Annotated in this window: 12 protein-coding genes; 6 read left to right on the forward strand and 6 right to left on the reverse strand. The window is 39.3% G+C overall.

Translation table 11 applies throughout. From position 1 onward, the window contains the following. The first annotated feature begins 92 nt into the window (after positions 1–92). The gene (gene fpr, locus P3L37_RS20455) at positions 93–839 is read left to right on the forward strand and encodes a ferredoxin--NADP(+) reductase (RefSeq protein ID WP_272667531.1); all 747 of its coding nucleotides are present in this window, start codon (positions 93–95) and stop codon (positions 837–839) included. 73 nt (positions 840–912) lie between these two features. Here the strand turns inward: fpr and P3L37_RS20460 are convergent, their stop codons facing one another. Next, positions 913–1332: a DUF805 domain-containing protein gene (locus P3L37_RS20460; RefSeq protein ID WP_004907027.1), complete on the reverse strand. Its 420-nt coding sequence runs from the start codon at positions 1330–1332 to the stop codon at positions 913–915. A 35-nt stretch (positions 1333–1367) separates the two neighbouring features. Here P3L37_RS20460 and P3L37_RS20465 point away from each other — a divergent pair, with 35 nt between their 5' ends. The 5 genes from P3L37_RS20465 (at position 1368) to P3L37_RS20485 (ending at position 7711) form a co-directional block, all read left to right on the forward strand. Beyond that, positions 1368–1997 (forward strand): DUF1454 family protein, encoded by a 630-nt coding sequence (locus tag P3L37_RS20465; protein ID WP_181937089.1) that lies wholly within the window; start codon positions 1368–1370, stop codon positions 1995–1997. 178 nt (positions 1998–2175) lie between these two features. Continuing rightward, a complete protein-coding gene (gene tpiA / locus P3L37_RS20470) occupies positions 2176–2946 on the forward strand; it encodes a triose-phosphate isomerase (protein ID WP_004907024.1) in 771 nt (256 codons plus the stop codon). Positions 2947–3380: 434 nt separating this feature from the next. Continuing rightward, complete coding sequence (locus P3L37_RS20475; RefSeq protein ID WP_004907022.1) at positions 3381–4325, forward strand: OmpG family monomeric porin; 945 nt, start codon at positions 3381–3383, stop codon at positions 4323–4325. 424 nt (positions 4326–4749) lie between these two features. Further along, the gene (locus P3L37_RS20480; protein WP_117163000.1) at positions 4750–6630 is read left to right on the forward strand and encodes a glycoside hydrolase family 3 protein; all 1881 of its coding nucleotides are present in this window, start codon (positions 4750–4752) and stop codon (positions 6628–6630) included. 124 nt (positions 6631–6754) lie between these two features. Then, a complete protein-coding gene (locus tag P3L37_RS20485) occupies positions 6755–7711 on the forward strand; it encodes an OmpG family monomeric porin (protein ID WP_004907017.1) in 957 nt (318 codons plus the stop codon). Between the two features lie 341 nt (positions 7712–8052). Here the strand turns inward: P3L37_RS20485 and P3L37_RS20490 are convergent, their stop codons facing one another. From P3L37_RS20490 to P3L37_RS20510, 5 genes are all read right to left on the reverse strand, one after another. Continuing rightward, entirely contained in the window at positions 8053–9063 is a 1011-nt protein-coding gene (locus P3L37_RS20490; RefSeq protein ID WP_375372761.1) for a sulfate ABC transporter substrate-binding protein, read from the reverse strand. Between the two features lie 186 nt (positions 9064–9249). After that, entirely contained in the window at positions 9250–10227 is a 978-nt protein-coding gene (gene pfkA / locus P3L37_RS20495) for a 6-phosphofructokinase (protein WP_004265237.1), read from the reverse strand. Between the two features lie 405 nt (positions 10228–10632). Then, the gene (locus P3L37_RS20500) at positions 10633–11577 is read right to left on the reverse strand and encodes a phosphatidate cytidylyltransferase (protein WP_109912960.1); all 945 of its coding nucleotides are present in this window, start codon (positions 11575–11577) and stop codon (positions 10633–10635) included. Next, positions 11574–12227 (reverse strand): lysophospholipid acyltransferase family protein, encoded by a 654-nt coding sequence (locus P3L37_RS20505; RefSeq protein ID WP_272667530.1) that lies wholly within the window; start codon positions 12225–12227, stop codon positions 11574–11576. Before P3L37_RS20505 ends, P3L37_RS20500 begins: the two co-directional genes overlap by 4 nt. Before the next feature lie 237 nt (positions 12228–12464). Continuing rightward, positions 12465–13217: a M48 family metallopeptidase gene (locus P3L37_RS20510; protein WP_004907010.1), complete on the reverse strand. Its 753-nt coding sequence runs from the start codon at positions 13215–13217 to the stop codon at positions 12465–12467. Positions 13218–13441 lie beyond the last annotated feature (224 nt).

Here is a 13441-nt window from a genome sequence, read left to right on the forward strand (position 1 = left end):
TTAAATCCTAGTGAACCGTGCTTTGAGTTATTCGAATTATATATTTGTCATTTTTAGCCGGTGGATATTTGAATTATAAAGAGGTGGAATGTATGGCTAATTGGGTAACAGGAACAGTGACTGAAGCCAAATTTTGGACCGACTCATTATTCAGCCTTGTTATCAAGGCCCCGATTAAACCCTTTACAGCAGGGCAATACGCAAAACTTGGACTAGAAATCGAGGGAGAACGTGTTCAACGAGCTTACTCTTATGTGAATGCGCCAAGCGATGACCGGCTCGAATTCTATTTTGTCATTGTACCAGGGGGCAAACTTAGCCCAAAACTCGCTAAACTAAAACCTAATGATACGTTACAAATTACGGATGAAGCGACGGGGTTCTTTGTTTTAGATGAAATCCCACCATGTAAAAACCTGTGGATGCTTTCAACAGGGACTGCTATTGGGCCTTTTTTGTCTATCCTACAGGAAGGTAAAGATCTGGAGCGCTTCGAGAAAATCGTTTTACTCCACGCTGTCCGTTATGAGAAAGATTTAAGCTATTTACCCTTAATGAAAACATTAGAACAACAATACCAAGGGAAATTGAAAATAGTTACCGTTGTCAGCCGTGAACATTGTGCAAATTCACTACATGGCCGTGTTCCTGCGTTAATTGAAAGCCACACTCTCGAAGATGCGGTTGGCCTAACGCTTTCAACTGAGACCTGCCATGTTATGTTATGCGGAAACCCCGAAATGGTGAGGGACACTCGCGATACATTAAAAAATAGTCATCAAATGGTTAAACATTTGCGCCGTAAACCCGGCCATATATCTAGTGAGCAATATTGGTAATGCAATGCACTACCCTGAAGCATTTTCAGGGTAGTATTCACTCTATGTGGTATTCGCGCATATGGTATCGACGCTATAGATAATCTACCGTTTCTGTTTCTTCACCATAGCGGTTAACACCCTCCATTCCCAGAAAAGCGCCGCAATCTATCACCATAATCATCGTAATAAATAAGGGTAAGAAACGCCCTATACCCCATTGCCACACAGGTTCAAATTGACTGACATCGATTGAAAAGAGAGCAAATGCCAATAAAATTAGCGCAAACCACCCTCCCGATTTACCACGATCATGTAAACGCTTCACAAAGATAGCGGCCAAAGGGTAAAGTAGTAAAATAAATAACGATATAGCAAGCGTTTCAGAGAATAGCAGTACATTTTGTAACAGGGCAACTGCCGTCATTAAAATAAAAATGACCGCAATACCTACCCAAAATGGCCGGCGACCGATACGGCCTTTGAAGGAAAAAGCCCATTGTTGTAATGTCATTACCTATTATCCTGATACAATGTGGAAAACTAAAAATGAGTGGTTCAAAAATGACCCAAATTTTATTTCGTTCTGTATACGCCATCATAACCATTTTTGTACTTAGTGCGCCACAACTGGCTATCGCTCAAAAAGTACCCACTTTGCCTGATACCGATTTCAAAGTCGCCTACTTAGCCCCAGATGCCCCTTCTTTTGAACTCACCATTCCAAAATTACGCAATCAATTCAATCAGGCTAATAAAGATTTATATCTCCATGAATATAAAGTTATTGCTAGCCAAGATATCTCCGCGCCCTATATTCGCGCAGCGTCTCGTATTAACCAACAGATATACTCCTCAGCAGTGTTAGAGCGCGGTAGTGAAAAAATTAAAAGTTTACAAATTACATTACTGCCATCAGATGACCCACAAGAAACCCAAAAAAATCGGCAGTTAATGGAAAACTATACTATTGCAATGATCCATATATTTGCCCCGGAAGTTTCATTGGACAACGCCCCTGCACTTACAGAAGCTTTAAATAAATTTATTGCCAATAATAATGCGACTCACGCTGAAGAAGCGCGATTAGGGGCTTTAAGATATATTTTAGTAAAAAGTGACAATAATGTGCTTACTTTTGCTGTTGAACCGATTAAGCTAGAACAACAAACACCCTAAACTGACTGTGATCACGCTCTAAGAACAAGCATGATGAAAAGCAAAGCTATTATTATCTATTGTTCTTATAATGCGGAAGGTGAATGGCGACAACATTGTCACGTTGCGCGTGTAACATAAGCGTGTGATGAATAACTTATTGATTAATCATTAAAACTCTCTGGTTGGAGGAAATAACATGCGACATCCATTGGTAATGGGTAACTGGAAACTGAACGGCAGCACACAGATGGTCAATGACCTCGTCGCTGGCTTGCGTAATGAACTAAGCAGCGTTGATGGCTGTGATGTAGCTATTGCACCACCTGCAATTTACTTAACTCAAGCTAAACACGCGTTAGCAGGTAGCCGTATTGCGTTAGGTGCACAAAACGTTGACGTTAACCTATCAGGTGCATTTACAGGTGAAACCTCTGCTGAAATGTTAAAAGATGTTGGCGCCAAATACATCATTATCGGCCATTCAGAGCGTCGTACTTATCACAACGAAAGTGATGAATTTGTCGCTAAGAAATTTGCTGTATTAAAAGAGCAAGGCCTGATCCCAGTACTGTGTATTGGTGAAACTGAAGCTGAAAACGAAGCAGGCAAAACCGAAGAAGTATGCGCTCGTCAAATTGATGCCGTATTGAATTCTTTAGGTGCAGAAGCTTTCCAAGGTGCCGTTATCGCCTATGAGCCAATCTGGGCAATCGGTACTGGTAAGTCTGCAACACCAGCGCAAGCACAAGCAATCCATAAATTTATTCGTACTCATATTGCGAAGAAAGACGCTGCTATTGCCGAACAAGTTATCATCCAGTACGGCGGTTCTGTTAATGCTAGCAACGCGGCTGAGCTATTCACCCAACCAGATATCGATGGTGCCTTAGTGGGTGGGGCTTCTCTGAAAGCTGACGCTTTTGCTGTTATTGTTAAAGCAGCCGCTGAAGCGAAAAAAAACAAGTAAGGTTATTTTAATACCTTGAGATTAACCGCCAAATATTGGCGGTTTTTTGTTTTATTTTTTTTAATTAATGCCTCTATTAGTAATAATAGTCAATGTCTAAAATTTTATCCTCCCATGATTCCAGACCATATAAATAATTATAATTTAATTTTTAATAAAACAATAAGCAATTAATTAAATTTAAAATCAATTAACAAACAAATGATTAAAAATCTCAAAGAAAAGTATTAATAAAAATATAAGTTTATTCCCAAATAAATAAAAACAACCATAATAACAGTAGGATATAGATTATTAGCACTTTGCTTTATATATACTATCCATCATTTATTAAATAATAACGGTAGACAACCTATAAAAGTTAATACACATTTATCTCGCTAATCGCTCAACTAGATAATTAACATTAATAACTTTTACCCTGAAGGATAAATATGAAATATATAGTTAGTTTAATCTATAGCATCATAATTATATTCCCTACAATTTGTTTCTCTGAATTAAATAATGACTCTTGGCGAGTTAATACCAATATCTATTTGGAAATAGAAGAATACCAAGGTCAACGTGATTCATTTAAAAATAAAGTCTACGATAAAATCAGCACAGTTGGGCAATTAAAGTTATACAACCCTAAATCTGACTGGCGCTTCACCCTAGATCATCGTGAATCCTTAAGGAATCATGGCCGTAATTTCACAACTTCACGGGATTCTTACATTCGAAACCGTACACAAATTGATGCTATCAAAAAAATTCTCAACACTCCAAAATCAGACTTAGAACTTGGTTTTCGTTACAGAAAAGAGTCAAACGATGTCGAACCCAACGCCAAAGCGCGCTCATCGAATCGCTTATATGGCTTAACCCCAGCCGGTGAGTACCGCTTCAACGATGATTGGTCTTTTAATTTTTGGCTTTCTTATTTTTATTACAGTAATTATTTCAATGACAGTAGCCATGAAGCAGAAACCGAATATGGCGTGACCTATAAATACTCAGATGCACTAAAAGCAAAACTCACTGTTTATATTGATAACCAATGGGATAAAAATTTCAGTACCCGCTTTTTACAATCACAAGTTCGCGCTTACTTACCCATTACCATTAAGCCTAACTGGAAAATTACACCATATGTACGTTATTTCTTACAAGAAAATACCTATGACAAAAATAATTATTTAACACAGGAAATTAAAAATGGCTTCCGCATTGGCTCCCGCGTGGAATACAAAGCTACACCATCCCTGACTTTATGGAGTGAACTCGCCTACGAGCCTTCAACATGGAGATCACCAAAAAAGAATGGGATCACGTCAGGGTATGATAATAAACAAACGCTATACCTCGGTAAAATTGGCGTAAAATACCAATGGTAACCTTTAATTTGCCATCAACTTATTTCTCATAAAAAAACAAGCCATATGAAATATCATATGGCTTATATATTTTAAATTACAAAATCATTTAAATATAAGAATAAAATATTTCGAAAAGTAAATAATTAGTGAAAACATTAACTTTTTACGCTCCACTGTCGATTTAAATATCATTTAATTATAATTTATACTTACGTCACATAACAAAATAATATCAAACTGAAATTATTCTAGATTAGAATCAATTATTCTCAAAAATTTACTATTTAATATCAATTAGATAAATAAAAACCATCTCAACATTTATTTGCACTCTATTCCTCTTACTCTAAAAGAGAGAATACTACCAACTGTGAGCACTCTCACATCATAAATATATTCAGCCACTTATTATTTTTCGAAAAATAACCTAGAGAAAATAAAAATGAAGAAATTCACTTTACTTAGTGCTTGTATTTTCAGTGCATTTTCAATGGCTAACCCAATAACACAAGCCCAATTGAATGAATTATGGCAAGACAAACAAAAGTCTGCTCAAGAAATAGTGGATAATATGTCCGAGGCTGAGAAAATTGGTCAGCTCTTCATGTTAGATTTCAGATATTGGAATAAAGACAGCCATGGAGAACCCGCCCCTTTTCTCGTTATGAATGATGAAGTTTCTAAGGTTATCAATCAGTACCATCTCGGTTCAGTGATCCTATTTAGAGAAAATCTGATTGATACACCACAAACTGTGGAGTTAATTAATAAACTTCAATCTTCCCGCAGTAACCTTCCATTATTTATTGGCACCGACCAAGAAGGGGGCTATGTCACCCGCTTACGCGTAGGTACCGAAATGCCTGGTAATATGGCACTAGGCGCAACACGTAACCCAGCCCTTGCAGAGCTAACAGGGATGATCCACGGATATGAGCTATCCAGTCTTGGTTTTAATATCAATTTTGGCCCAGTTGTTGATGTTAATAACAATCAAAATAACCCAGTGATAGGGGTACGTTCATACTCAGATGATAAAAATTTAGTTGGAACTCTGGCCACCAGCTATATTCAAGGTATTCATAAATATAATTTATTGACGTCACTTAAGCATTTCCCCGGTCACGGAAATGTTTCTGCTGACTCTCATGTTGATTTACCCGTTGTTAATTCTGACGCAAAAACATGGCGAGATACTGAACTCGTCCCATTCAAATACGCGTTATCTCATGGTGCTGATGCCGTCATGACCGCACATATTATTGTACCAGCACTGGATGACCATAAAATCACTACACTTGCAGGTAAACAAGTTGGCACCCCAGCGACGCTTTCCAAACCTATTTTGCATGATATTTTACGTGATGAGCTCAACTATGACGGCTTGATAGTGACAGATGCCATGGATATGGGGGCTATTGCAGACAATTTCGATATTAATTGGGCGGTAGAAACCTCGTTACTTGCTGGCTCAGATATTATTCTTATGCCAATCAAAATGTGGGACTCCCAAGCGGTTTCTCGTTTAGATAACATGTACCGCTATTTAGAAACACAAGCAGAAAAAAATCCAGAACTGAAGAAACGTATTGATGAATCCGCAAAACGTGTGGTGCTGAAAAAGCTTCAGCAAGAAATTACGGCACAACCTGTAGACTTAGTGAAAGCGGAACAAGTCGTCGCATCAAAAGGTCATAAAGATATTGAAAATATGGTTTCTGAGCAGGCTATCACATTAATTAAGAATGAGAATGTACTGCCTTATCAATTAAAACCACTCAATCGAATTTTCACTATTTCTGATGAAAAGCCACGTAATTCTTTAATTCAAAAACAGTTAAATGATATCGCACAAGAAACGGGAGTTGCGATTATTACGGGCGAAAGTGTCGTTAAATTAAATGAAAACACACTAACTCAAGATGAAGCAAAAAAACTGGTGCAAAACCAAGATTTGGTATTACTGACGACCTATAATTTAAAGGATACGCCAACGAATGCTCAGCGTATCATTGATGCTGCAAACCAGCTTAAAACCCCGATTGTTGTTATCTCTTCACGTAACCCCTATGACATTGCATACCTAAACAATGTAAGCGCAAATATTGCCATCTATGGTATCACTGGATTTGATATCACCAATAATAACCGCAATTCGTTAGAAACCAATATTCGTAGCGGGTTACGGACATTATTTGCCAACACTCATGGCCAGCCGCTAAACCCACCTCAAGGGGTGCTACCCGTTAATATCAAAAACCCACAAGGTAACAAAGTCCTGTTCCCTTATGGTCATGGCGAAACCTATTCAACAATCAATTAATTACACAGCCTATTAATTATTACCACTGATTCCGCCTTTATACCTCCACGGTATAAAGGCCAGATACTAACGCCTTGAACAAAGGTATAAATAATAAAATACACATAAAAATTAAAGGGTTAAAATGAAAACTTCACTGAATGGTTTACTTTTTGTTACGCTCACAGGATTGGCAACATCCGTTTTTGCAGCCGATCAAGTCAATAATGATTACTGGCGCGTTTCTTCCAACGTCTATATGGAACTCGAAAAATTTGAAGGGCATCATAATACCAGCGGTCGTAAGGTCTACGACAAAACCACGATGGTTGGGCAGCTATTTTTAGTGAATCCTGAATCAAAATGGAGCTTTTTTCTGGAACATAAGGAATCATTAAGAAGCTACAACCATAATTTTTCAACATCCAAAGACTCTTTTATTCGTAATCGTACACAAATTGGTGCTACTCGGAAAATGTATGCCAGCGAGATTGGCCAGTTCAATTTAAATGTCACCTACCGCAAAGAATCCAATGACTCCGCACCAGGTACACAAGCGCGCCCATCGAATACGATGTTTTGGTTAATGCCTAGCGGGACATACAATTTCAATGATAAGTGGGCGTTTAACTTTTGGGATGCAGTTTATCACTACGACAATTTCCACGCCCCCAACAGTTATGAGTGGGAATCCGAGCACGGGCTTGTTTATAAGGTCAATGATTCCGCAACCGCCAAAGTCTATCTATACACCGATTGGACATGGGATAAAGACTTTAATAAGACATGGGAACAAAACCAAATTCGCGGTTATTTTCCTATCACGTTAAACCAGGATTGGAGCGTAATGCCTTATTTTCGCTATTATTTAAATGAACATAACTACGATAGCAACAAACGTACAACTCAGAAAGTTAAAGACGGCTACCGTGTCGGGACACAGGTTTTTTATAACTTAACACCAAAACTAACGCTATGGGGCGGCTTCGCGGTTGAACCTAGTACTTGGGAAAACCCAAAAAATGCAGGTATCACCTCTGGTGGCAATAACCGTCAAACATTTTATCTTGGCCAGTTAGGTGTCAAATACCAGTGGCAATAAATTAACCTCATTCCTAGTCTGCCCCTCACAGGCTAGGAATAATACCCCATTTTAATCCTGTTTTTATTATCCCCGCCCTTAACTATCATTACTCAAAATATTTATTACACCTAAGATAATACTCTAAATAGTTCAAATTGTAGGTAGGCGGCAAACAAACGAGGCCCTAGGAGCATACACCAGTATGTGACTAGGGCGAGTGCGTGCAGCCAACACCCCTACAAATTGAAATATGACGAGTATTTAGGCGGCAAACAAACGAGACCCTAGAGCATACACCAGTATGTGACTAGGGCGAGTGCGTGCAGTCAACACCCCTACAAATTGAAATATGACGAGTATTAGCGTTGAATGATTTCGTCGAACACCCCTCCATTCGCAAAATGGGTTGCTTGCGCGGCTTGCCAGCCGCCAAAGCTGTCATCAACCGTCAGCAGTTTTAGTTCAGGAAACTGTTGTTGATATTTTTTGGCCACTTCGCTATTTCGTGGGCGATAGTAGTTTTTAGCTGCAATTTCCTGCCCTTGCGCAGAATAGAGGTGCTCTAGATAAGCTTCTGCAACCGCCCTGCGGTCACGTTTATCGACGGTTTTATCGACAACAGCGACGGTTGGCTCAGCGAGAATCGAAATACTTGGTGTCACAATTTCAAACTGCCCGCTTTCCCCTAACTCATTGATGGCTAATAACGCTTCATTTTCCCAAGCAATTAATACATCGCCAATACCACGTTCAACAAAGCTATTGGTTGCACCACGAGCCCCTGAATCGAGGACTTCCACATTTTGATACAGCTGTTTAACAAACTGCTTCGCTTTTTCAGAGTCTTGCTGGTTTTTATCTAATGCATATCCCCATGCTGCTAGATAATTCCAACGAGCTCCACCAGAGGTTTTCGGGTTGGGAGTCACCACAGAGACATCTTTGCGGACTAAATCATCCCAATCTTTGATGTTTTTCGGGTTATCTTTACGAACTAGAAAGACGATAGTCGATGTATAAGGAGCTGAGTTATCGGGAAGTTTTTCTATCCAGTTTTTATCTATACGACCACTTTGTGCAATAGCATCAACATCATAGGCTAAAGCTAACGTCACAACATCGGCTTCTAACCCATTCACCACTGATATAGCTTGCTTACCTGAGCCACCATGAGACTGGCGAACAGTGACGGTATCCCCCGTTTTCTTTTGCCAATAATCACTAAATTCCTGATTATATTGCTGATAAAACTCACGAGTCGGATCATAAGACACATTCAACAATTGAATGTTTTTCGCCCATGTCCCTGTCGCTAACAGCAATAGCAATGCTGTCGTGAATTGTGATTTTTTTACCTGCCATGAACGTATCATTTGCCTTCCCTCATTAAATTTGCGATAAGGAGAGGCTGACAGATAGCATCAATTACGGGAAATAATTAAAAAGAAAAACTTATAAGAATGAGGAATATATGAACAGAGTATTATCTGGAATACAGGATCAAACCTGCATAGCGGGAAATCACTATGCAGGAGAGATTTGCAATTATAGAGGGATTAGTACAGCTTCTTCGCCGTATCAAACCAATCCTTCTTAAAGACGCGCTTCATATTCATAACCGCATCAATAATGTCATGATGGACTAATTTTTCATTTTGAATACCAACACAGCGCCCGCCGTAGCCTTCCAACAGAAGTTGAATAGAATAAGCCCCCATGCGTGATGCTAAAATACGGTCATAAGCAACCGGAGAACCACCACGTTGGATATGGCCTAGAACCGTTGCACGGGTTTCGTGGTGTGTTTCCTGCTCAATATATTTCGCTAATTCACCCACATCACAAACGTGTTCGGTAATAGCGACAATCGCATGGCGTTTACCTTTTTCAATACCACGTTTGATTTCAGATAACAGTTCTTCACGGTCAAAAGCCATTTCCTGCTCAGGTAACACTAAGAACTCACAGCCCCCAGCAATCGCAGCAGATAGCGTTAAATCACCACAATAACGTCCCATCACTTCAACAATAGAAATACGTTTATGGGACGTCGAGGTATCGCGAAGGCGGTCAATAGCCTCAACAACCGTTTCAAGTGCAGTGAAATAACCGATGGTATAGTCTGTGCCAGCAACGTCATTATCAATCGTTCCCGGTAATCCAATACATGGGAAACCAGCTTCCGTCAGTGCTTTAGCCCCCAAATAAGAACCGTCACCACCAATAACAACTAATGCGTCAATATGATTTTTCTTCAGATTATCGAATGCGACAGCACGCACTTTTTCATCACGGAATTGTGGAAAACGAGCTGAGCCTAAGAAGGTACCACCACGGTTAATCATATCTGACACGCTATACCGGTCTAATTGCTTCATGCGGTTTTCATATAGGCCAAGGTACCCGTCAAAAATACCCATGACTTCTAAACCTTCACCTAATGCCGCGCGAACCACACCGCGGATCGCTGCATTCATGCCTGGCGCGTCACCACCACTCGTTAAAACCCCAATTCTTTTAATCTGCTTGACCATGATGACCTCTGATTAATGAACATAAAATTGCAAATCGATAAAACCGTTACGCTGCTAATCTTTTTAACGCTAATTACGCTGGCTTACTAGTGCTGAATTGATTCACCTAGCAGCATAATACGGCAAAGAGTGAATTATGCATCTGCTTTCCATCAAGCTTTTATGTTTTATTGTGATCCAGTTTACATAATTCTAGCCGATCACCCCAATAGGTAAATCTTTCAATGCAAAAAAAGCCCTAGAGTACCAACTAAAGCGAATTACCCTAGTTGAATCTTAGTTTGAAATAAAAATTAAGTATTGATGATAACACTTAAATTCCTTCGATGCTGTACCTATAAAACAAAAGAAAAGCACCATTTGGTGCTCTTTTAATTAACGAACAAAAACGAAAATAAAATTGGCCTATGTATAGTAATAACGCGTTAAATGGAAAAAAATAGGCGCAGCAAAACACAATGAGTCAATGCGATCCAGCATGCCCCCATGTCCTTCAATAATCGCCCCAAAATCTTTAATACCACTATCACGCTTAATGGCTGACATACATAACCCTCCCACAAACCCCATAATGGTAATCGCTAATGACATCAGTCCCGCAACCCACCAGCTAAATGGAGTTACCCAGTAAAGGCAAATACCAATAAGCACTGAAGATAATACGCCGCCAATAAAGCCTTCAATGGTCTTGTTTGGGCTCAACTTAGGCACAATAGGCCGTTTACCCATTAACTTACCAAAAACATACTGCAACACGTCTGAAATTTGCGTCACAATAATCAAGAAAAGTAATAATTTTACGTTTTCGCCTTCATAACCTTGAATATTCAGCATCAACAACGCGGGTACATGGCTCAAACAGAAAACCGCCACCAACATTCCCCACTGAATTTTTGCTGTTCGCTCAAGAAAATGAAAGGTATCTCCCGCTAAAGCAATGCGAGTTGGCAAGAAAAGGAAGACAAAAACAGGTACAAAAATTGAAAATAACCCATACCATTCAATACCAACCAAGACATATTGCAATGGAATAAAAACAAAAAAGCACCAAAATAATGCTTCATGGTCACTGCGCCGTGTTGGCGTTAAGGTAATAAACTCTCTGAGTGCAAAGAACGATATCAGCGCAAATAAGATCACCACACCTATATTGCCAAGCACAACAGCCAGTACACAAATAATACACATGACCCACCATGCGCGAATACGTGCATTCAAATTATCAATTGTTGGGTTGCTTTTTTCACCTGAATAACGGTATGCAAGAATACCACCAATAACACTAGCAAATACCAGTATCCCAAAAACACCTGACAACAATAATACTAATTCCCTGTCCCCAATATTCATGGCATTAGCTCCTCAAGCGCTACTTTTGCTCGCTGCAAAAAGGCGATTTTATTTTCATTTTCCATAAGAGGCTCCAGAGGCTTACCAACGATAGCTGAACAAATCACCGGCACAACAAGCTTTGACCCCTTCGGTAACACACGATTTAAATTTTCCAAATAAACGGGAACAACTTCAACATCAGGGTATTTTTTCGCGAGATGGTAAAGCCCACTTTTAAATTGGCTTAAAGTTTCCCCATCACCACGCGTGCCTTCAGGAAAAAATATTAATGAATGCTTTGCCTCTAATACTGACTCTAATACTGACTCTAAAGGAGCTAATGTATTATTTTGAGCTGGCTTATCACCTTTTCTATCGACCAATACCGCCCGAAAAACCTTATTAACTAAATAACGTCGAAACGGTGTTTTGACCCAATAATCTTTAGCGGCAACCGGGTGAACAAAATGACGCATTAACGGTGGTAACCCAGACCAAATAACCAAACCATCAAGATGGCTTGAATGATTGGCATAATAAATACGTGTAGTCATTGAAGGTTGGCACCCTACCCAACGAGTGCGAACACCCGTTAATAAACGGCAGGTTCCCGATAACAGCATGCCCATTCCCTTAGCTAAAAGAGAAATTCTCTGCACTTTTTCCATCTTTTTTCCTTGCTAACGTTTTATCAAACGAAAATTTGCAAAATTACGAAAAGACCTGAATATCGTTTAATTAACAAGATAGAGAGTCGGTTACAGTAGCACAACGGGATAAGTTCTGATTTGCAATATAAGAAAAGTAATATTGAGATAAATAGCAGGAAATACGTGATTGGTGTAGCAATATATCATCATATTACTACACCAAAATAACACTCAACTAACGTCAATAATTAAATATTATTTTTTGTCAGCGGCAATACGGTCACGGATGTTTTGTGCACGTTCGCTTGATGGTGGGTGAGAGTCAAACATGCTTGTCTCGCCGCTACCCATTTTCGCTAATTTTTCAAAACCAGTGACTAAACCGTCAGTTTTAACACCACGTTTTTTTAGTAAGTCATAAGAGAAGTTATCTGCTTCGCTTTCTTGGTGTTGAGAAAACTGTGAGTTAATCAGTTTTTCACCCAGAGCTGCAACTTGTGATGCACTCAGTTGTTCTACAACGCCACCCGCTGATGCTGCGGCAGTACGCGCAGCAACTGCCGCATAAGCAACTTGCATTGCTTTACGTGTATGACCTAATGCAACGTGGCCCATTTCATGACCCAGAACGCCTTCAACTTCGTTATCGTTCATCACATCCATCAGGCCGCTATATACACGCACACAACCATTTGCCATTGCCCATGCGTTGACATCGCTAGTCAGATAAACTTTATAGTTTACTGGAGTACCATCAACTTCGTTACCCAGTGCTTTTGCAATTTTGTCTAAGCGTTTCGCATACTTGCTAGACGCTGGAGCAATTTTGTTTTGCGCATCCATTTCTTTACAAGATTGGTCACTTAATTGTTTAACATCAGAGTCAGTCAGTGTCGCAGCTTGGAATAATTGCATGCCTGAGTTAGTCAACATCCCTTGGTCTAAATTTTTACAACCCGTTAAAATGACAGCAGAAACAGCAACTGCCACAAGCGCTTTCATCTTCATAGAACATTTTTCCTTTAGTATATATAGGTATTATTTTTTAATGACGCTAAAGACTATAAATTCTGCGAAAAATAACAATAGGAATAAAGCCATAATTATCCAATATATGAATTTGATAACGTTTTTATTAAAATTGCAAAATAGACAGAATATTATTCCAATAATAGGTACACATACAGATTGCATGCAAATGGCCATTAGGGCAATGGCCAAAAAATCACTCT

Source organism: Providencia sp. PROV114 (genome assembly GCF_032704305.1).
In the GTDB taxonomy this organism is placed as follows: domain Bacteria; phylum Pseudomonadota; class Gammaproteobacteria; order Enterobacterales; family Enterobacteriaceae; genus Providencia; species Providencia rettgeri.